The following is a 20262-nucleotide window of genomic DNA, read 5'->3' as shown; positions in this document are numbered from 1 at the left end:
TTCCAAAATGCATCGGGATTGAAGCCACTGGATTCCCGCCTGCGCGGGAATGACGACATCACAAAGCCTCGAACACCCCGGCCGCGCCCATGCCGGTGCCGATGCACATCGTCACCATGCCGTACTTCTGCTTGCGGCGGCGCATACCGTGCAGCAGCGTGGCCGTGCGGATCGCACCGGTCGCGCCCAGCGGATGGCCCAGCGCGATGGCCCCACCCAGCGGATTGACGATCTCCGGGTTCAGCCCGACATCGTTGATCACTGCCAGCGACTGCGCGGCGAACGCCTCGTTCAGTTCGATCCAGCCCATGTCGTTCAACGACAGCCCCACCTGCTTCAGCACACGCGGGATGGCCTCCTTGGGACCGATGCCCATGATCTCCGGCGGCACGCCGGCCACCGAGAAACCGAGGAACTTGCCGATGGGCGTCAAGTTATAGCGCTTCAGCGCCGCTTCCGAACACAGCAACACCGCCGCCGCCCCGTCGGACATCTGCGAACTGTTGCCCGCCGTCACCGACCCCTTCAGCGCGAACACCGTCTTCAACTTCGCCAGTGCTTCCAGCGAGGTATCCGCACGCGGGCCTTCGTCCTGCACAACCATGCGTGTCATCACGTTCACCTCACGGCTATGCATGTCCGGTGCATGCTCAGTGATCTGATAGGGGGTGATCTCGTCCGTGAACTCGCCGTTGTTGATCGCAGAGATCGCGCGCAAATGGCTCTGCAAGGCGAAGGCATCCTGCGCCTCGCGCGACACCTTCCAGCGCTCGGCCACCTTCTCCGCCGTCATGCCCATGCCGTAGGCGATGCCCACATGCTCGTCCTCGAAGATGGCCGGATTGAACGCCACCTTGTTGCCCATCATCGGCACCATGCTCATGCTCTCGGTGCCCGCCGCGATCATCACGTCCGCCTCACCGAGACGGATGCGGTCGGCGGCCAGCGCCACCGCCTGCACGCCGGAAGAACAGAAACGGTTGATGGTCATGCCCGGCACCGTGTCGGGCAGTCCCGCCAGCAGCAGCGAAATGCGCGCCACGTTCATGCCCTGCTCCGCCTCCGGCATCGCGCAGCCCACAATGACATCGCAGACACTGGCCGGATCGAGCGACGGCGCCTGCGCCAGCACGCTTTTCAATACATGGGAAAGGAGATCGTCGGGGCGCGTGTTGCGGAACATGCCGCGCGGTGCCTTGCCCACCGGCGTGCGCGTCGCGGCGACGATATAGGCTTCCTGGACTTGTCTGCTCATGGCTCGCTCCATCGGACGAAGTTGGCTTGCGGGGTGTCGTCTGCATCATACGTCAGCGCCCCGCCGGGGTGAAGGACAAAAACAAACGCCCCCTCGCGGGAGGGGGCGTTCAAGCACGCGGTGCGTCGCCGCACCGGCAGCGCGGGTGTTACTTGATCTCGGACAGCAGCGCCGGCTCGGTCACCAGCTTGCGCACGCCGTGTGCGTGATCTTCCTCGAACTCGTTCGACTCACACCATTTGGCCACCGAATTGATGTCCAGCTTGGCGCACATCGGACGCACGCTCCAGGTCACCTGCAGCGGCGAGCAGGTCGAATCGGAATAGCTCGGGCCGGTGGTCGAACCCGCGAACAGCACCGGCTTGCCGGTATTGCCCGGGATCGACTTGGCCTGATGGAAACCGTTCACCATGTTGCCGCCATATCCCAGGTCGTTGAAGTTCAGCGCGTTCTTGTCGTTCACCAGCACGAACACCTGGGCTTCCACGCGCAGGTCCGGATTCTTGTTCTTGTCCGACAGGCAGGCACCCAGCGTCTTGCCGGGCTTCACGTCAGCGGAAGAATGCACCCAGTGCACCTCGATGGTGTCGCCGGGCTGCAGGTCGCCGTGCGCGCTCTTGCAGGCGGGCTTGGCCAGCGGCGCCAGCTCGGCCTTGCTCAGGCTCTTGCTGATGTTGCACTTGTAGCCGCTGCCATAACCCTCGTGGCCGTCACCGGCATAGATGGAATAGTCCTTGGCCTTGTGCTCCGCGTTCTCGTGCATGTGGATATTGCACAGGTTCATCTGCTTGTAGTCAGCCGCCAGTGCAAAAGTGCGTGTGTTCGCACCCTTCGCGCTGTCGATGTCGCGCGGTGTCTGCGGCCCGAAGCCGGTACACGCCGGCGCTGCCGCTTCGTGACCGTGCGCATCATGGCCGTGACCATGATCGCTCGCGAACGCGCTGCCCGAAGCCAGGCCCAATGCCACTACCAAACCTACATAACTCTCCCTGAGTCTTGTCATTTGCGTCTCACCCTAAAATGTTCGTTGGAAATGTACAGCTTGTTTTTATAAGTGTTACCGAACAGTGCGATTGCGGCGGCGGATTCTACAAGCAATCCGCAGCAAACGGGCTAGCGTTAGAAGCGACTAATATTCTTGACGTTTTTTTCACATTGGATCAGTTCAGCAGGCCCGCCAGCTTGCGGCGATAGTCCTTCACCAGCTCGCCCGAACCGCCCAGCAGATTGAATACATCCAGCAGCGTCTTGCGCCCGATGTCGTCCTTGAACTTGCGGTCGCGCCGCACGATCTCCAGCAACTGGTCCATGCCCTCGGCCACGCGGTTCGAGGCGATCAGCACATTAGCCAGCTTCAGCCGCGCCTCGAGGTCGTTGCCGTCCGCCGCCACCGCCGCACTCAGTACCGCCTCGCTCTCGCCGCTCCCGCTCATCTCGGCTAGCCGTGTGTGCGCCTTCAGTTGCAGCACCCGCGCATCCTTCAGTACATCCACATCCTTCAGACTGTCGAGCAGGCGCTGCGCCTCTTGCGTCTCGCCCTTGTGCAGCGACAGCTCCGCCGCATCCACGCGCACCCACTCGTTGCTCGGATCCAGCGCCGAAGCCTCCGAAAGCTTCTGCAGCGCACCGTCAATATCACCCGTGGCCGCCAGCTGCTGCGCCGCGAGGCGCAACTCTTCGGCCGGGCTGGGGATGATCTTCTCCAGCCAGGCGCGCACCACACTCTCCGGCTGCGCCCCGGTGAACTCGTCCACCACCTGGCCGTTCACCACCGCCTTCACCGCCGGGATGCCGCGCACCTTGAACTGCGCCGAGATGTCCGGATTCTCGTCCGAATCCACCTTGGCCAGCAGGAAGCGCCCGCCATACTCCTCCGCCAACTTCTCCAGCAAGGGCTTCAGTACCTTGCACGGCGCACACCACGGCGCCCAGAAGTCGATCACCACCGGCTGCTTGAACGAAGCGGCGATGACCTTTTCCTCGAAATCGGCTTGTGTCACGTCCTGCGAATACATTTGCTGCTTACCTTTCCTGTTCCAATTTCATCGCAGTAGCATCTGAAAATTCAATTCCGATGCTGCCCCCATATCGCCGACCCCATATTGTTATTAATCACGAAGATGTTCCAATATCTGAAGCACGCGAAAAATAGGATTCTTGGCGTCATGCGTTGTATCTCTAGCCTTCTCCTGCAACTGAATAATTCGTTTCTTGTACTCACCATTGATAATCAATTCGAGGCCCTTAACTTTCTCCAGATTTTCCGTGATATACCCTCTTGGAACTACTGGCGACCAAAATTGAAATTTAATATTTTTAAAGTTAGATAAATTTTCCGAGGCATACTTTTTCTGCCTTTCATGCTTCTTTTTGACTCTCTCGACAGTCTCTTGATTGTTCTTGTATAGAACACCTCTGATGTGTGTTGTCACCTCACATACGTAAGCCGTTTTCGTTTTGAAGTTCAAACCTACAACATCAAGCTCACCCAATCCTTCTAATCCTCCTCCTGGAGGCCTGATGTTGTAATCAACAAAATCACAACCTTCTTCAAGCTGAAGGTAGGCTCCAACAATATATTCACCTACATCAGTAAGCATCTTAGTTCCTCAACGGCTTCCCACTCTTCAACATATGCTCGATGCGTGCCTGGGTCTTATCGGTGGCGAGCAGTTCCATGAAATGTTTGATCTCCAGGTCGAGCAGCCATTGTTCGTCCACCAGCGAACCCGCTTCCACATCGCCGCCGCATAGCGTGTCGGCCACGCGACAGCCGATGTTGTAGTCGTGTTCGGAGATGAAGCCGCCTTCGAGCATGTTGATCATCGCGGCTTTCAGCGTGGCGGTGCCGGTGCGGCCGGCGACGGCGATCTGGCGCTGGTGCAGCGGTGGGCGGTAGGCGGTGGCGTTGAGCGCTTTCGCTTCTTCCTTGGCGATGTGCAGCAGCTCGAACTTGTTCATCACGATGCGGTCGCCCTGCCGCAGGTAGCCCATCTCTCTTGCCAGCTCGGCGCTCTTGGCGACCTCGCCCATGGCGATGTTCTGGAAGTACTTGCGAACGAAGGGGAAGATGTCCACTCGGTTGTCGCTGGAGTAGCGCTGTGCTTCATTCGCGGCGCGTTGCGCCATCTCCTTGCAGCCGCCGCCGGCGGGCAGCAGGCCGACACCGACTTCGACCAGACCGATGTAGCTTTCCAGCGTGGCAACTATCCTTGAGCAGTGGATGGAGAACTCGCAGCCGCCGCCGAGCGCAAGGCCGTCCACTGCGGCGATGGTGGGCACCTGCGCGTATTTGAGGCGCATGGAGGTCTGCTGGAACTTGGCGACTACTTCCTGCACCTTGGGCACGTTGCCGGTGGCGGCATTGAGGATGTCGCCCACGCCACCGCCGCCCGCTGCGGTGTATTTGACGCGGTTCACCGCGCCCTTGAGCTTGCCGAACAGGCCGGTGTCGGGCGTCTCCTGCACGCCCTGCATCAGTTGCAGCAGGTTGGCCCCGGCGGAGAACGGCGGCTCGCTCTGCCACAGGATGAGCGCGCTGAAATGCTGCTCGGCCTCGTCCACCGCGCGCAGGATGCCGTCCAGCACCTCGTTGCTGACGGTGTGCATCTTGGTCTTGAAGCTGAGGATGGCGATATCGTCTCCGGTGTGCCACAGGCGCACTTCGTCGGTCTCGAAGATGGTTTCGCCGTAGTGGCGTTCTTCGCCGAGCAGTCGGTCAGGATAGGGCTGGCGCCGATAGACGGACAGTGTGGAGCGCGGCGCCATCGCGCGTGTGGCCGGGGCATAGGAGCCCTGCGCCGTATGCACGCCGCTGCGCGCCGGATCGGCCACCCACACCGGTAGCGGTTTGTCCGCCATCGCCTTGCCGGCGGCGATGTCTTCGGCGATCCAGCCGGTGACCTGTTGCCAGCCGGCGGCCTGCCATATCTCGAACGGACCGTTGTCCCAGCCGAATCCCCAGCGCACGGCGAAGTCGAGGTCGCGCGCGTTGTCGGCGATGGCTTCCAGATGCAGCGCGCAGTAGTGGAACACGTCGCGGAACACCGCCCACAGGAACTGCGCCTGCGGATGCTGGCTGTTGCGCAGGCCGGCCAGCTTCTTCGCCCAGTCGCGTTCGCGCAGGATGTCTTTCACGGCATCGTCCACTTTCGCGTCGGAGAATTTGTATTCGCGCGTATGCAGATCGAGCACGTGGATCTCCTTGCCGATCTTCTGGTAGATGCCGCGTTTGCTCTTCTGCCCCAGAGAACCCTGATCGACCAGGTACTGGAACCAGCCCGGCAGCTCGAAATGTTTATGCCACGGGTCTTCGGTGAGGTTCTCGCGCATGGTGTTGACCACATGCGCGAACACGTCGAGGCCCACCACGTCCAGTGTGCGGAAAGTGGCGCTCTTGGGACGGCCGAGGTAGCGGCCGGTCAGCGCGTCCACCATGTCGAAGCCTAAGTTGAACGCCGCCGCATGGTGCTTGGTGGCGAGCATGGAGAATACGCCGATGCGGTTGGCGATGAAGTTGGGCGTGTCCTTGGCGCGCACCACGCCCTTGCCCAGCGTGGAAACGAGGAAGGTCTCCAGTTCGTCCAGCAGCGATGCCTCCGTGCCCTTGCACGGGATCAGCTCCACCAGATGCATGTAGCGCGGCGGGTTGAAGAAATGGATGCCGCAGAAACGGTGGCGCAGGTTCTCGGGGAACGCCTCCGCCAAAGTGTTGATGGAAAGACCGGAAGTGTTGGTGGCGAAGATGGCTCGCTCGTTCACGAACGGTGCGACCTTGCGGTACAGGTCGGACTTCCAGTCGATGCGCTCGGCGATGGCTTCGATGATGAGGTCGCACTCGCGCAACTTGTCCAGATGCTGCCCGTAATTCGCCGCTTCGATGTAAGCGACACGGGACGGGGATGAGATGGGCGCCGGATCGAGTTTCTTCAGGCCGTCCAGCGCCTTGTTCACGTTGCCGTTCGGGTCGCCTTCTTTCGCGGGCAGTTCGAACAGCAATGTCTCGACATTGGCGTTGACCAGATGCGCGGCGATCTGCGCGCCCATCACGCCCGCACCGAGCACGGCGACCTTGCGAATCTTCAGTTGACTGCCCATCGCTTTCCCCTCAATCATAAAGCAGTGAAAACGGCGGGGAGTTCCCCCAGCCGTTCACGAACTGCAAGTTAGAACTTGTAACCGTACTGCAAACTCACGATATCCACGCTGTTGCTGTAGCTGCCGACCAGATAGCCTTTACCGCTCAGTTCGGTATTGGCCGTGGCACTCTGATTGATGGCACCGCTCTTGACGAACAGGTGGGCGTAGCCGAAATCCAGCGTGCTGGCAGCGTCAGGCTTGTACTGTCCGCCCAGCGCCAGCCAGGTGCGGTCGGCATCCGGGATGCGTACGGTGCGGTAGGCATCAGGCACCGGTGCCTGATCGAAGGCCACGCCTGCACGCGCTGTCCACTGTTCGCTGTAGTGATAACTGGTGCCGACGGAAACGCGCCAGGTATCTTTCCAGTTCTCGGGGGTCGCGGTGCCCAGCGATGTCCCGTTGGTTTTCTTCACATCCAGCGTCTTGAACACACTCCAGCCGGTCCAGGTCGCATCGGCCATCACTTCCAGCTTGTCGCCGTACTGGTGCAACGCGCTCATGGAGAAGGAGTCCGGCATGGTGATGTCCAGCGTGACCGCCTGATCCGGCAAAGCCGTGGCCAGCAGCGCCGGACGATTGGCGAACTTCACATCGCCCGTGAGTTTGTATTTGATCTGCGAACGGTAGGCCGCGCCGATGCGCGTCTGCGAATCGAGTTTGAACAGGGCTCCAAAGTTATAGCCCCAGCCGGTATCGCTCCCGGTCATGGTGCTGAGACCTTCCAGGTTCGGGATCGCCGTTGCACCCGATGTCGCCTGATATATCGCCGCGCTGTAGTTCGTTATGCTGGTCAGCTCACCGGTGATGCGCTGGTAATTCAAGCCTGCGCCCACACTGAGCGTATCGCTCACGTCATACGAGACCGACGGATTCAGGTTGATGGTCTGTATCTTGGATTTGACTGCCTGGAAACGGCCCATCCAGGTAGCGTCGTAATCGGTCTGCAGGCCGAATGGCGCGTTGACACCCACACCCGCGTGCAGCTTGTCATCAAGCCGCATGGCGTAATACATGTTCGGCACGAATGCCATACCGCCCGCATCGCCGCCCGTACCCGTGCCGGCCGTCTGTAGCGGAGCCAGACCGGAGATCGTTCCGCTGTACTGGGCTGAAGGCTTGATGAAGGCTCCGCCGACGGAGATCTGCGAGCCGTCCAGACGGGACATACCCGCGGGATTGAAAAAGACTGTCGCGGCATCTTCCGCAGATGCCGCCCCGCCGGCGAATGCATTGCCCAGACCTCCGCCCTGTTCGATCAACGCAAAACCGGATGCACCGGCTTGTCCTGCCATCAACAACAAGGCCGCTGCAACGGCGGTGCTCGATATGGTCTTCTTCATGATCCCGTCTCCTTTTTATGATTCAAAAGAACTACCCCCAACAAGATCCCGCTCTTCCGCTCAGAGCGGGGGCAATGGTCGCGGCTTGCGATCCTCTCCCACCGCGACATAGGTCAGTTGCGCTTCCGTCACCTTGTGGCAGGTGGGATTCTCCGGATCGCGCTGCACATAGACTTCCACGTCCACGGTGATGGAGGTGGTGCCGGTCTTGACGATCTTCGTGTAGAAACTCACCACATCCCCGACGAAGATCGGTTGCTTGAACACGAAGGAATTCACCGCCACGGTCGCCACCCGCCCTTTGGCGCGGTGCACGGCGGGGATGCTGCCGGCGACGTCCACCTGCCCCATCAGCCAGCCGCCGAAGATGTCGCCGGTGTAATTGGCATCGGACGGCATGGCCGCCACGCGCAGGGTCGGTTCACGGTCTGGCAATGAGGTGACGGGGGTGATCATGTTCAGTGTCCTTCGTAAAGTGCATCGATCTCGCGCGCGAACTTCGCCACGATCTTGTCGCGTTTCATGCTCAGCTTGGGCGTGAGCAGGCCGTTGTCTATGCTCCACGGTTCGGTCAGCAACAGCACGCGGTTGACCTTGGCATAGCCGGGGAAGGCGCGGATGTTGCGCGCGATGCGGCGCAGCACCTTGGCTTCCACGTTGCTGTCGGTGAGCGATTCCGGCATGTCCGGCCTTACGCCGACCTTGGCCGCGATGTCCGGCCACACCACCGGGTTGAGCACGGCCAGCGCCACCAGATAGGGTTTGCCCTCGCCGAGGATCATCACTTGGTCGATCAGCGGATCATGCAGGATGGCCGCTTCCATGTCGGCCGGCGGGATCTTCTCGCCGTTGGCCATCACGATGATCTCCTTCAGGCGGCCGGTGATGTAGACATGGCCGGTCTCGCTGATGCGCGCGATGTCGCCGGTGTTGAGCCAGCCGTCTTCGTCGATCATGGCGCGCGTCGCCTCGGGATTGTTCCAGTAGCCCATCATCACGTTCGGGCCTTTCACCAGCAGCGCGTTCTGCGCGCCCAGCTTGATCTGCACGTCGCGTATCGGCTGGCCCACGCTGTCGGGGAAGTTGTTGTCCAGATGGTTGCCGGTGACGATGGGACTGGTCTCGGTCAGACCGTAGCCTTGCACCACCGGCAGGCCGAGGCCGACGAACATGCGCGAGATGTCGGCATCCAGCGCCGCACCGCCGGTGACCGCCGTGCGCAAACGGCCGCCCAAGCGCGCCAGCAGTTTCTTCGCCACCAGTTTGTCCAGCAGCGGCCACAGCAGGAAGGAGGCTTTCCACGGGCCGCGTCCCTGTTCGTGCTCGAAACGCGCCCATCCCACTTCGACCGCCAGGTGGAAAAGCTTCTTGCGCAGCGGCGGCCCCTCTTCCAGCTTGGCGCTGATCGCCGAATGGATGCGCTCGTAGATGCGCGGCACCGAGATCAGGATGGTGGGGTGTATGGTCTGCAGGTCTTCGGAAAGCAATGGGATGGAGCGCGCGTAAGCGACGGTCGCGCCGGTCATCACTTGCAGGTAATAGCCGCAGGTGCGCTCGAAGGTGTGCGACAGCGGCAGGAAGGACAGCAGCAGATCGTCGCTGTAGAGCGCGAAGGTACCCAGCGCGGAGTGTGTGTTGCTCAGCATGTTGCGGTGACTGAGCATCACGCCCTTGGGTTTGCCGGTGGTGCCGGAGGTGTAGATGATGCTGGCCAGTTCGCCCATCTCGCACGGCACAGGCGCTTGCAGTTCGGCGGCAGACGGCAAGGCATGCGCTGCCGACATCAGACGCGAGTCATCGCTCTTTACCTCGTCCAGTGAGATGAAACGCTGCACACTGGGCACCAGCGATTTCACCGCATTCAATTCCTGCCATTGCTCGGCGGTCTCAAACAGCAGCACTTTTGCCTGCGCATCGTTCACGATGTAGGCGATGTTCTCGGCGCGGTCCACGGTATACAGCGGCACGGTGACCAAGCCCAGCGACATCGCCGCCTGGTCGAACATCACCCATTGCGGGCAGTTGCGCAGCATCAGCGCCACGCGCTCGCCCTTCTGCAGACCTTCCCTGGCCAGCGCCGCCTGCCAGCGCGCCACTTCCGCCTGCATCTGACGCCAGCTCAGGCTCACCCAGCCGTTGATGTTCGCATCGAAATATCGGTAGGCTTCCTTGTCCGGCGAGCGCCTTACCCGCTCAAGGAACAAACCGTGCAGCGTCCCCGCCTGTTCCGGCGTGATCACGTCTACGTTGTCAGGTGTCGTCATGGCCCTCTCCCCTTGTTGTTTCAATGCAAGAACAGATCGTCGAACAGTCGCCCCCCCGGACTGACCGCATAGTGCTCGAAGTCGGTCACGCCTGCTTCGCGCAGCACGTCCTCGTCGATGAAGAAGTTGCCGCTGCACGTATCGCTGGGCCGCATCAGGATGGCATGCGCGGCATCGGCCACGATGGCCGGCTTGCGCGAGGCGCGCAGGATCTCTTCCGGGAAGTTGTATTCGATGGCGGCGGTAGCGATGGTGGTGCGCGGCCACAGGCAGTTGCAAGCGATGCACGCTGCGGCGAACTCGCGCGCCAGGCCCATGGTCACCATGCTCATGCCGTATTTCGAGATGGTGTAGGCCACATGCGGCGCGAAATTGTCCGGCCCCATGTTCAGCGGCGGCGACAGGGTGAGGATGTGCGGGTTCACCGCCTGCTTCAGATGCGGGATGCAGGCCTGCGATGCAAGGAAAGTGGCACGCATGTTCACGTCCCACATCAGGTCGAGGCGGCGCACCGGGGTATCCAGCGTTGGCGTCAGATAGATGGCGCTGGCATTGTTGACCAGCACATCGATGCCGCCGAAATGCGCCGCGGCCTGTTCGACCGCGTCGTGGATGGCCTGCTCGTCGCGCACATCCAGTTGCAGTGCCAGCGCCTGTCCGCCCGCCGCGACCGCCTCTTCCGCCACACTATGGATGGTGCCCGACAGTTTGGGGTGCGGCTCGGCGGTCTTGCCGGTGATGACCACCTTCGCGCCGTCGCGCGCGCAGCGCAAGGCGATCTCCCTGCCGATCCCGCGACTGGAACCGGTGATGAAGACCACCCTGTCGCGCAGGCTGCTCATCCGTTCGCCTGCAGCTGTCTGGCATCGAAATCATCCACCATGATGACCTTGCGCCGCAGCATGTAATCGCGCTCCAGCTGCAGCGCTTCTTCCGCCGTGATGAGGCCAAGATCGCGTGCCTCGACGATACGCGCCATCTCGTCCATCGCCTTGAGCTTGCCGGCCTTGGCTTCCTTTTCCAGCACGGCCTGCAACGGTTCGCACGCCAGAGTGCTGGCCAGTGCCGCCTCCAGCGCACCGATCGCATCCTGTTCGTCGCGCTTGATGTACATGCCAGACGTGAGGCGCTCGCGCACCTCGCCCGGCTTCAGCATCAGTGCCGCCACCTGATGCCCCCGCTCATCGGAAGGCGGCTTGCGGCACTGCCCCAGCGGGAAGATCACCACCCGCAGCAACAGAGCGAACAGGCGGTTCGGGAAGTTCTGGATCACGCCGTCGAACGCGGTCTGGATGCGGTACAGCCCGTCTTCCATGGCCCAGTGCAGCAGCGGCTCGTCGGCTTGCGGCCGGCCGTCGTCCTCGAACTTCTTCAGCACCGCCGAGCACAGATAGAGGTTGCTCAACACATCGCCCAGACGCGCGGAGAGTTTCTCCTTGCGCTTCAGCCCGCCGCCCAGCACCGCCATCGCGATGTCTGCCGCGAAAGCGAACGAGGCCGCATAACGCGTCAGCAACTGGTAGTAGCGATGCGTGGGTGCACCGGTCGGCACATAGATCAGACGGCCGCCGGACAGCGCATACAGGAAGGAGCGCACCGCATTGCTCAGGCTGAAGCTGATGTGGCCGAAGAAGGCCTGGTCGAAGTCCAGCGAGGCGCGTTCCGCGTTCTGGTCATGCGCCGCCTGCATCTCCTTCAGCACATAGGGATGGGAGCGGATCGCGCCCTGCCCGAAGATCATCAAACTGCGCGTGAGGATGTTCGCGCCTTCCACGGTGATGCCGATAGGCGTCTGCTGGTACATGCGCGCCAGATAGTTGTCCGGCCCCATGCAGATGCCCTTGCCGCCGTGCACGTCCATCGCATCGTTGATCACCATACGGCCGCGTTCGGTGCAGTGGTATTTTGCGATGGCCGACACCACCGACGGCTTCTCGTGCAGATCCACCGCCAGCGCCGTCATGCGCCGCGCCGCATCCATCACATAGGTGTTGCCGCCGATGCGCGCCAGCGCCTCTTCCACGCCCTCGAATTTGCCGACCGGCATGTGGAACTGCTTGCGCACGCGGCCGTAGGCACCGCTGCTGCGCACCGCCAGTTTGGCGCCGCCCACCGCACTGGCCGGCAGCGAGATCGAGCGCCCGACCGACAGGCAGTCCATCAACATGCGCCAGCCCTGGCCGATGCGCGACATGCCGCCGATGATGTAGTCCATCGGGATGAACACGTCCTTGCCCACGGTCGGGCCGTTGAGGAAAGCGGAATTGAGCGGGAAGTGGCGGCGGCCGACCTCGACGCCCGGCGTGTCGGTGGGGATCAGCGCCAGCGTGATGCCGAGCGACTTCTCCGCACCGAGCAGATGGTCGGGGTCATACAGCTTGAATGCCAGGCCCAGCAAAGTCGCCACCGGTGCCAGCGTGATGTAGCGCTTCTCCCAGTTGAGACGGATGCCGAGCACGTTCTGCTCGCCGTTGAACTCACCGTGGCAGACGATGCCGTAATCGGGGATGGCACCCGCGTCGGAACCGGCGAACGGCCCGGTCAGCGCGAAGCAAGGCACCTCCAGCCCCTGCGCCAGACGTTTCAGATAGCGGTCCTTCTGCTCCGGCGTGCCGTACTTCAGCAGCAGCTCGGCCGGGCCGAGCGAGTTGGGCACCATCACTGTCACGCCCGCCGTGCCGCTGCGCGACGACACCTTGGTCACCACCGCCGAGTGCGCCTGCGCCGAGAAATCCAGCCCGCCGTACTGGCGCGGGATGATCATGCCGAAGAACCCCTTGTCCTTGATGAACTGCCACACTTCCGGCGGCAGGTCCTGCCGCGTGTGGGTGATATCCCAGTCGTCCAGCATGGCGCACAACTGCTCCACCTCGTTGTCGAGGAAAGCCTGCTCGCGCTCGGAGAGTCCGGTCTTGGGCATGGCCAGCAGCTTGCTCCAGCGCGGGCGGCCGCTGAACAGTTCGCCGTCCCACCACACCGTACCGGCGTCCAGCGCCTCCTGCTCGGTCTGCGACACCTGCGGCAATATCTTGCGGAACAGCTTGAGGATGAAGTCGCTGACCAGCTTGCGGCGCAGCCAGGGCACGCCGAACACCAGCACGAAGACCGCCAGGGCAAGGTAGATGTTCTTCAGCGCACCGTCCGAGATACGACTCTCGATAGCGATCATCGGCACCAGCACGAGGATGGCGAACAGCCAGCCCCAGATCGATGATCGGAAGAACGCCAGTAAGAGGAAGACCGCTACTGCTATCACCGTGATCGTCATCGCCATTTTCGAACCTCATTTATTGTTATGCGGGGTTGGGCGAACTTTAACCCCATCAGCGCCTTACGGACAATCGATATATATGATGCAGCGCAGTTCGGAACCATTCCGTTGACACATTGACTAATCTTCCGGTTTTAGCCACACTGCACCCCATGTCGACACTGACCCGAAAGATCATCGCCGTGTTCATGCTGTTGTGGCTCCCGCTCTCCGGCGGCAGCGCACTGGCGGCTTCGCTCGGCATGCAGTTGCAGCAGGGCGAGTGTCATGACAGCACCATGATGATGGACATGTCACATGACGACATGGGTGAACATCACATGATGCATGCGGAAGACATGCAGGCATCCGCCGCCGAAACATCACAATGCACATCCTGCGGCGTGTGCCATCTGGCCTGCACCGCCTTCCTCGCCGCACCGGTCGTCGCCATGCAACTGGAAGAAAGCGCTTCCCAGGCTGTGCTGTCCGTCCCCGAGGATCTCGCTTCACATCTTTGCGCCCCACTGGTTCCGCCCCCTCTCGTAGCCGCTTGATGCGGGACGAGTCCGTCTGCTGAATCCGTAACACCCCACTCGTCCCGCTTCGTGCGGCGTCCGTTCGCGGTCGTCCGCCTGCATTCCAACTGCAACAGGAAGCGGAACATGAGATACGTATCAGTGATTTTCACTTTGCTTGGCGCGCTGTGGCTTGCACCCGCGACAGCCGCGCCACCGCTGGGCAGCGACCTTGACGGTCTGCTGGCCTATGCGCGCGAACACAATCCCGAACTGGCGGCGATGCGACACGAGGCGGATGCCGCAGTGCAGCGCGTGCAGCCCGCCGGCGCATTGCCAGATCCGGTGCTGCGCGCCGAACTGATGGACGTCACCAACCAGGGCACGAACCAGCCTCCCAGCCTGTGGCCGTCCGAAGTGGGCGGTACGCGCTATCTGCTGATGCAGAGCGTACCGTGGTTCGGCAAGCGGGGTTTGCAGCGCGAGGTGGCCGAGGCGCAGGTCCAACAGGCCGACGGTCAGGTCGCCGCGACCTGGGCCGAGTTGGCCGGGCGGATCAAGACGGCCTATGCCAGCTACTACTATCTCTCCGGCAGCGAACGGCTGGCGCGACAAACGCTGGAGCTGCTGGCCACGCTGGAGCAGATCGCGCAGACACGCTATGCCCACGGGCTAGGCGCGCAGCAGGACGTCATTCGCGTGCAGGTCGAGCAGACTGGCTTGCGCGCGGAACTGCTCGATCTTGAGAGCGAGCGGCATCACCAGCAAAGCCGGTTGAATGCCTTGCTGTCGCGCCCTGCGATGGCGGAACTGGTAGCGCCGTCGCAGTTGCGGCGGTTGCCTGCCGCAGCTCAACTGGACTATGAGTTGCTGGAGCAGAGACTGCGAGCACGCAACCCGCAGTTGCAGATCGCCGAGGCGCAGATCCAGTCAGCCGAAAAGAGTCGCGACCTCGTTCAGCTCAATCGCTATCCCGGCTTCACGCTGGGCGTCGCGCCGACCCAGTCCGGCAATTCGGTAAGGAGCTGGGACCTGATGGTCGAGTTCAACATTCCATTGCAGCAAGGTACACGCCGTTCGCAGGAGCGCGAGGCGGAAGCTATGCTGGCCGCGTCCGGCGCGCGCAAGGAAGCGCTGCTCAATCAGACGTCGTCCGAACTGTCCGAGAGCCTCTACGGGCTGGAGACCGCACGCCGTACCGAGTCGTTGGCGACGACGCGATTGCTGCCGCAGAGCGAACTGACCTACCAGTCCGCGCTCGCGGGCTACGAGACCGGCAAGGTGGAATTCGCGATGCTGATCGAGGCGCAGCGGCAAATCCTGAAGGCGAAACAGCAGCTGCTCAAGGCGCAGGTGGATGCGCAACTGCGGCTGGCCGAGATCGAACGTTTGTTGGGAGAAGAATTATGAAAAACATTTCCGTAATCATCGTCGCCGTGCTGGCGCTGCTGGGCGTGGCCGCGGGCGGCTACTGGCTGGGCACGCGTTCCGCTGCACCGTCATCTGAAGCCGTCGCGGTCAAGAGCGAGCGCAAGTTGTTGTACTACCGCAACCCGATGGGGCTGCCGGATACTTCGCCGGTGCCGAAGAAGGATGCGATGGGCATGGACTATGTGCCGGTATACGAGGGCGATGCGGAGCAGGGCGGCACTAACCAGATAAGCATCAGCACCGACAAGGTGCAGAAGCTGGGCGTGAAGAGCGAAGCGGCGGCGTTGCGCGTGCTGGACAAGACGCTGCGTGCGGTCGGGCGGATTGAGATAAACGAGCGCCGCACTTTCGTTATCGCGCCAAAATTCGAGGGCTGGGTGGAGCGCCTCCATGTGAATACCACGGGTCAGGCGGTAGCCAAGGGCCAGCCGCTGTTCGAGGTATACAGCCCGGAACTGCTCTCGGCACGGCGCGAACGCGAACTCGTCGCGCAAGGCATAGACGCGCTGAAGGATGCGGACGACGAGGCGCGCGACGGCATGCGCCGCCTCGCCGAATCCAGCGCCGCGCGCCTGAAGAACTGGGACATCGCGGACGGCAGGGGGAGCGGCAACCGCGTGACTTTCCATGCGCCGGTCTCCGGCGTCGTGCTGGAGAAGCGTGCGGTGCAGGGCGTGCGCTTCATGCCCGGCGAAGAGCTGTACCGTATCGCCGACCTGTCCACGGTGTGGGTCGTCGCCGACGTCGCCGAACAGGACATCGCCAGGATTAAGGCGGGCGATGAGGTGCGGGTCAAGGTCGATGCCTACCCGGAGCAACGTTTCGACGGCAAGATCGATTTCGTCTATCCGACGCTGAACGAGACCACGCGCACGGTGCAGGTGCGGGCGGAGCTCGCCAATCCGCGGGGCTTGCTGAAACCCGCGATGTTCGCGCAGGTCGAGCTGCCGGTGGGTGGAGCCACTCAGGTGCTGACCGTACCGACGTCGGCGGTGATAGACAGCGGTGTGCGCCAGGTCGTGCTGGTGCAACTGGCTGCGGGACGTTTCGAGCCGCGCACCGTCACGCTGGGCATGCGCGGCGACGATTATGTCGAGGTGCTGGAAGGCGTTGCGGAAGGAGAGCTGGTCGTGACCTCGGCCAACTTCCTGATTGATGCGGAGAGCAACCTGAAGGCGGCGTTGTCCGGTCTGGGCGCTCATGCGGCGCACGGCGGTGCCACGGCATCGCCGGTCGAACAGCGCAAGGAGACTGTAGCGCCCAGAGACAAGCCTGCCGTGGTTGGACATCAGGCCCAAGGCACGCTGGAGGCGGTCAACGCCGACGGCACGGTCAGCATCACCCATGGGCCGATCGCGACGCTGGGCTGGCCGGGCATGACCATGGATTTCGCACTGGCTAATTCCTCGCTCGCGCAAGGCATCGAACCGGGTGCGGCGATCACGTTCGAACTCGTCGAGCGCGGCGAGGGCGTGTGGGTGATTACCAAACTGCGGGCTGCGCAGCACGAGGGACACTGACATGCTATCCAACCTAATCGACTGGTCGGCGCGCAACCGTTTTCTGGTGTTGCTCGCCACGCTGTTCGTCACGCTGGCAGGCATCTATGCGGTGATCAAGACGCCGCTCGATGCGCTGCCGGACCTGTCCGACGTGCAAGTGATCGTCTACACGGAATATCCGGGGCAGGCGCCGCAGGTGGTGGAAGATCAGGTGACGTACCCGCTCACCACGGCGATGCTGTCCGTGCCGAAGTCCAAGGTGGTACGCGGCTTCTCGTTCTTCGGCGCATCGTTCGTCTACGTGATCTTCGAGGACGGCACCGACATTTACTGGGCGCGTTCGCGCGTGCTGGAATATCTCAACAGCATTGCGGGGCGTATGCCCAAGGGCGTGTCGCCACAACTGGGGCCGGACGCCAGCAGCGTGGGCTGGGTGTACCAGTACGCAGTGCTGAGCGAGAAACATAACCTCGCCGAATTGCGCACGATGCAGGACTGGTATCTGCGCTACCAGCTCACCAAGGCGCACGGCGTCGCCGAAGTCGCCTCCGTCGGCGGCTTCGTGCAGCAGTATCAGGTGACGGTCGATCCGGTGAAGCTGCGCGCCTACAACATCCCGCTGAGCAAGGTCGCGCAGGTGATACGCGACAGCAATCGGGATGTCGGCGGGCGCGTAGTGGAGATGGCCGAGACCGAGTACATGGTGCGCGGCAAAGGCTACCTGCGCGGCAAAAGCGACATCGAGAATCTGGTGGTGAAAGCTGAACGCGGCACGCCGGTGCTGCTGCGCGACATCGCGCGGGTCGAACTCGGCCCGGACGAGCGGCGCGGCCTCGCGGAACTGAACGGCGAAGGCGAAGTGGTGTCCGGCATCGCGATGGCGCGCTACGGCCAGAACGCGCTGGAGGTGATCCGGAACATCAAGGCCAAGATCGCCGAGATCACCCCGGGACTGCCGGAGGGCGTGACCATACAGGCGGTGTACGACCGCTCCGAACTGATCCAGCGCGCCATCTCCACTTTGAAGACGACATTGCTGGAAGAAGGCCTGATCGTGGCAGCCGTGTGCATGGTGTTCCTGATGCATGCGCGCAGCGCGCTGGTCGCCATCGTGATGCTGCCGATAGGTGTGCTGATCGCCTTCATCGCGATGCGCTTCCTGAACCTGAACTCCAACATCATGAGCCTGGGCGGGATAGCCATCGCCATCGGTGCGATGGTGGATGCGGCCATCGTGATGATAGAAAACGCGCACAAGCATCTGGAACGCATGAAGGAAGGCGAGTCGCGCGCGGAAGCGATGATCGCCGCCTGCAAGGAAGTCGGCCCCGCGCTGTTCTTCTCGCTGCTGATCATCACCGTGTCCTTCCTGCCGGTGTTCACGCTGGAGGCGCAGGAGGGGCGGCTGTTCGCGCCGCTGGCATTCACCAAGACCTTCGCGATGGCGGGCGCGGCGCTGCTGTCGGTGACGCTGGTGCCGGTGCTGATGTTGCTGTTCATTCGCGGTCACATCAAGCCGGAAGCCGAGAATCCGCTGAACCGCTGGATGATCGCCCTCTACCGTCCGATGATCGCGGGCGTGCTGCAAGCGAAGAAGACCACGCTCGCCGTCGCCGCGCTGGCGCTGCTGGTGAGCGTGTATCCGGCGATGAAGCTGGGCAGCGAGTTCATGCCGACGCTGAACGAGGGCACGTTGTTTTACATGCCCGCATCGCTGCCGGGCATGTCGGTGACCAAGGCGGCGGAACTATTGCAGACGCAGAACAAAATCATCAAGAGCTTCCCTGAGGTCGCATCCGTCTACGGCAAGGCGGGACGCGCGCAGACCGCCACCGATCCCGCGCCGCTGGAGATGTTCGAGACGGTCATCAACCTCAAGCCGCAGGAGGAATGGCGGCCCGGTATGGACACCGACAAGCTGATCGCCGAGATGGACAAGGCATTGCAATTTCCCGGCGTGGCAAACTCGTGGACCATGCCGATCAAGGCGCGCATCGACATGCTCTCCACCGGCATACGCACGCCCATCGGCATCAAGGTGTTCGGCAAGAACCTGGAGGAGATGGAGCGCGTCGCCAAGGAGATCGAGGCCGTGGTGCGCAAGGTGCCGGGCACGACCAGCGCCTTCGCCGAGCGCATCACCGGCGGTTTCTATCTCAACATCGAACCGGATCGGCAGGCCTTGGCGCGCTACGGCCTGACCGTGGGCGAGGTGCAGGAGGTGATCGCCACCGCGCTGGGCGGCGAGAACGTCACCACCACGGTGGAAGGGCTGGAACGTTTCGGCGTGAATGTCCGCTACCCGCGCGAATTGCGCGGCACGCCGGAACAGATCGCACGCGAGGTGCTCGTCCCCACGATGGATGGGGCGATGATCCCGCTCGGCCAGATCGCACGCATCAGCATCGGCAAGGGCGCGCCCTCGATACGCACCGAGAACGCGCTGCTCTCCGCCTACATCTACGTCGATATCCGCGACCGCGACATCGGCTCCTATGTCGCTGATGCCCGCAAGGCAGTGGCCGAGCAGGTGAAGTTTCCGCCCGGCTACTACGCGACCTGGAGCGGGCAGTTCGAGTACATGGAACGTGCCGCCGCGAAGATGAAGATCGTGATTCCGATCACCCTGTTGCTGATCTTCCTGCTGCTGTATCTCAACTTCAAGCGCGTTACCGAATCGCTGGTGGTGATGCTGTCCGTGCCGTTCGCGCTGGTCGGCGGCGTATGGCTGCTGTGGCTGCTCGATTACAACCTGAGCGTCGCGGTGGCGGTCGGCTTCATCGCGCTGGCCGGTGTCGCGGCGGAGACCGGCGTGGTGATGCTGATCTATCTGGAGAAGGCATGGCAGGAAGTGCAGGCAAAGTGCGCCGAGGTTGGCCGCGAACCCTCAGTCCATGACCTGTATGCCGCAATTATGGAGGGTGCAGTGGAGCGCGTGCGCCCCAAGATGATGACCGTGGTCGCCATCATGGCCGGTCTGCTGCCCATCCTGTGGAGCAGCGGCACCGGCTCCGAAGTGATGCGCCGCATCGCCGCGCCCATGGTGGGCGGCATGGTATCTTCCGCCGTGCTCACCCTGCTGGTGATACCGGTCATCTACGCACTCATCAAGCAACACCGACTGGCAACGATCACATCAACCACTGAAGGAGAAAATCATGGATAAAACCACGCTCGCACTCTGCATCACACTGGCGACCGCCAGCGGAACCACACTGGCCGCATCCCACGAACAGATGCAGGACCACAGCATGATGACGCATCACGCCGCGCAGGAACACACCCGCTATCCGGCGACAGGTGTGGTCAAAGCCCTCAAGGATGGCAAGATACAGATCGCCCACGAACCCGTCGAAGAACTCGACTGGCCTGCCATGACAATGTGGTTCGAACTCAAAGGACACGCCGGTCGCGGCATCAAGGTCGGCGACCGGGTACGTTTCGAGATGATGCAGGGGGAAAAGAAGAAGTGGGTGATCGAGAAGATCGGGAAGAAGTAAGACCTTTCCGAGGCAGGGAGAGAGCGGGCACTACATCCGCTCACTCCCTGTAGCGATTAACGC

General features: G+C 62.4%; 15 protein-coding genes. 5 read left to right on the top strand and 10 right to left on the bottom strand.

What is annotated here, in order from left to right:
- Window positions 1-58: 58 nt before the first annotated feature.
- The 10 genes from ACYPYQ_RS04610 to ACYPYQ_RS04565 form a co-directional block, all read right to left on the bottom strand.
- On the bottom strand, window positions 59-1255 hold the full coding sequence (locus ACYPYQ_RS04610; protein WP_459720419.1) for an acetyl-CoA C-acyltransferase: 1197 nt from the start codon (window positions 1253-1255) through the stop codon (window positions 59-61).
- A gap of 148 nt (window positions 1256-1403) precedes the next feature.
- A complete protein-coding gene (locus tag ACYPYQ_RS04605; RefSeq protein ID WP_459720417.1) occupies window positions 1404-2258 on the bottom strand; it encodes a delta-class carbonic anhydrase in 855 nt (284 codons plus the stop codon).
- A 157-nt stretch (window positions 2259-2415) separates the two neighbouring features.
- Window positions 2416-3270 carry a tetratricopeptide repeat protein gene (locus tag ACYPYQ_RS04600; protein WP_459720414.1) on the bottom strand — a complete coding sequence of 285 codons (855 nt, stop codon included), beginning with the start codon at window positions 3268-3270 and terminating at the stop codon, window positions 2416-2418.
- Window positions 3271-3363: 93 nt separating this feature from the next.
- The gene (locus tag ACYPYQ_RS04595; protein ID WP_459720412.1) at window positions 3364-3855 is read right to left on the bottom strand and encodes a hypothetical protein; all 492 of its coding nucleotides are present in this window, start codon (window positions 3853-3855) and stop codon (window positions 3364-3366) included.
- A gap of 1 nt (window position 3856) precedes the next feature.
- Window positions 3857-6352, bottom strand: a complete 2496-nt coding sequence (locus ACYPYQ_RS04590) for a 3-hydroxyacyl-CoA dehydrogenase/enoyl-CoA hydratase family protein (RefSeq protein ID WP_459720409.1) — start codon at window positions 6350-6352, stop codon at window positions 3857-3859.
- A gap of 68 nt (window positions 6353-6420) precedes the next feature.
- On the bottom strand, window positions 6421-7734 hold the full coding sequence (locus ACYPYQ_RS04585; protein ID WP_459720406.1) for an OmpP1/FadL family transporter: 1314 nt from the start codon (window positions 7732-7734) through the stop codon (window positions 6421-6423).
- Window positions 7735-7794: 60 nt separating this feature from the next.
- Window positions 7795-8190 carry an acyl-CoA thioesterase gene (locus ACYPYQ_RS04580; protein ID WP_459720403.1) on the bottom strand — a complete coding sequence of 132 codons (396 nt, stop codon included), beginning with the start codon at window positions 8188-8190 and terminating at the stop codon, window positions 7795-7797.
- 2 nt (window positions 8191-8192) lie between these two features.
- The gene (locus ACYPYQ_RS04575) at window positions 8193-9998 is read right to left on the bottom strand and encodes an AMP-dependent synthetase/ligase (RefSeq protein ID WP_459720399.1); all 1806 of its coding nucleotides are present in this window, start codon (window positions 9996-9998) and stop codon (window positions 8193-8195) included.
- 20 nt (window positions 9999-10018) lie between these two features.
- Window positions 10019-10840 carry an SDR family oxidoreductase gene (locus ACYPYQ_RS04570; protein WP_459720395.1) on the bottom strand — a complete coding sequence of 274 codons (822 nt, stop codon included), beginning with the start codon at window positions 10838-10840 and terminating at the stop codon, window positions 10019-10021.
- A complete protein-coding gene (locus ACYPYQ_RS04565) occupies window positions 10837-13266 on the bottom strand; it encodes an acyl-CoA dehydrogenase (RefSeq protein ID WP_459721205.1) in 2430 nt (809 codons plus the stop codon). The genes ACYPYQ_RS04570 and ACYPYQ_RS04565 overlap by 4 nt, the downstream gene beginning before the upstream one ends.
- 155 nt (window positions 13267-13421) lie before the next feature.
- On the opposite strand from ACYPYQ_RS04565, the gene ACYPYQ_RS04560 reads away from it, so the two are divergent.
- The 5 genes from ACYPYQ_RS04560 (at window position 13422) to ACYPYQ_RS04540 (ending at window position 20199) form a co-directional block, all read left to right on the top strand.
- Window positions 13422-13805, top strand: coding sequence for a DUF2946 family protein (locus ACYPYQ_RS04560; protein WP_459720392.1), 384 nt, complete (start codon window positions 13422-13424; stop codon window positions 13803-13805).
- Window positions 13806-13913: 108 nt separating this feature from the next.
- Entirely contained in the window at window positions 13914-15176 is a 1263-nt protein-coding gene (locus tag ACYPYQ_RS04555; protein WP_459720388.1) for a TolC family protein, read from the top strand.
- Window positions 15173-16717, top strand: coding sequence for an efflux RND transporter periplasmic adaptor subunit (locus ACYPYQ_RS04550; RefSeq protein WP_459720385.1), 1545 nt, complete (start codon window positions 15173-15175; stop codon window positions 16715-16717). Before ACYPYQ_RS04555 ends, ACYPYQ_RS04550 begins: the two co-directional genes overlap by 4 nt.
- A gap of 1 nt (window position 16718) precedes the next feature.
- Window positions 16719-19865 (top strand): efflux RND transporter permease subunit, encoded by a 3147-nt coding sequence (locus ACYPYQ_RS04545; protein WP_459720382.1) that lies wholly within the window; start codon window positions 16719-16721, stop codon window positions 19863-19865.
- Window positions 19858-20199: a copper-binding protein gene (locus tag ACYPYQ_RS04540; RefSeq protein ID WP_459720379.1), complete on the top strand. Its 342-nt coding sequence runs from the start codon at window positions 19858-19860 to the stop codon at window positions 20197-20199. Before ACYPYQ_RS04545 ends, ACYPYQ_RS04540 begins: the two co-directional genes overlap by 8 nt.
- Window positions 20200-20262 lie beyond the last annotated feature (63 nt).

The organism is Sideroxyarcus sp. TK5, assembly GCF_054601595.1.
This window is presented reverse-complemented; position numbering and strand designations above follow the sequence as displayed.

What these genes read in the sequence shown, in the direction of transcription:
- ACYPYQ_RS04540 (WP_459720379.1), top strand. Translation starts at nt 19,858, where the DNA reads ATGGATAAAACCACGCTCGCACTCTGCATCACACTGGCGACCGCCAGC.
- ACYPYQ_RS04570 (WP_459720395.1), bottom strand. Translation starts at nt 10,840, where the DNA reads ATGAGCAGCCTGCGCGACAGGGTGGTCTTCATCACCGGTTCCAGTCGC.
- ACYPYQ_RS04585 (WP_459720406.1), bottom strand. Translation starts at nt 7,734, where the DNA reads ATGAAGAAGACCATATCGAGCACCGCCGTTGCAGCGGCCTTGTTGTTG.
- ACYPYQ_RS04595 (WP_459720412.1), bottom strand. Translation starts at nt 3,855, where the DNA reads ATGCTTACTGATGTAGGTGAATATATTGTTGGAGCCTACCTTCAGCTT.
- ACYPYQ_RS04580 (WP_459720403.1), bottom strand. Translation starts at nt 8,190, where the DNA reads ATGATCACCCCCGTCACCTCATTGCCAGACCGTGAACCGACCCTGCGC.
- ACYPYQ_RS04560 (WP_459720392.1), top strand. Translation starts at nt 13,422, where the DNA reads ATGTCGACACTGACCCGAAAGATCATCGCCGTGTTCATGCTGTTGTGG.
- ACYPYQ_RS04550 (WP_459720385.1), top strand. Translation starts at nt 15,173, where the DNA reads ATGAAAAACATTTCCGTAATCATCGTCGCCGTGCTGGCGCTGCTGGGC.
- ACYPYQ_RS04565 (WP_459721205.1), bottom strand. Translation starts at nt 13,266, where the DNA reads ATGACGATCACGGTGATAGCAGTAGCGGTCTTCCTCTTACTGGCGTTC.
- ACYPYQ_RS04555 (WP_459720388.1), top strand. Translation starts at nt 13,914, where the DNA reads ATGAGATACGTATCAGTGATTTTCACTTTGCTTGGCGCGCTGTGGCTT.
- ACYPYQ_RS04600 (WP_459720414.1), bottom strand. Translation starts at nt 3,270, where the DNA reads ATGTATTCGCAGGACGTGACACAAGCCGATTTCGAGGAAAAGGTCATC.
- ACYPYQ_RS04605 (WP_459720417.1), bottom strand. Translation starts at nt 2,258, where the DNA reads ATGACAAGACTCAGGGAGAGTTATGTAGGTTTGGTAGTGGCATTGGGC.
- ACYPYQ_RS04610 (WP_459720419.1), bottom strand. Translation starts at nt 1,255, where the DNA reads ATGAGCAGACAAGTCCAGGAAGCCTATATCGTCGCCGCGACGCGCACG.
- ACYPYQ_RS04545 (WP_459720382.1), top strand. Translation starts at nt 16,719, where the DNA reads ATGCTATCCAACCTAATCGACTGGTCGGCGCGCAACCGTTTTCTGGTG.
- ACYPYQ_RS04575 (WP_459720399.1), bottom strand. Translation starts at nt 9,998, where the DNA reads ATGACGACACCTGACAACGTAGACGTGATCACGCCGGAACAGGCGGGG.
- ACYPYQ_RS04590 (WP_459720409.1), bottom strand. Translation starts at nt 6,352, where the DNA reads ATGGGCAGTCAACTGAAGATTCGCAAGGTCGCCGTGCTCGGTGCGGGC.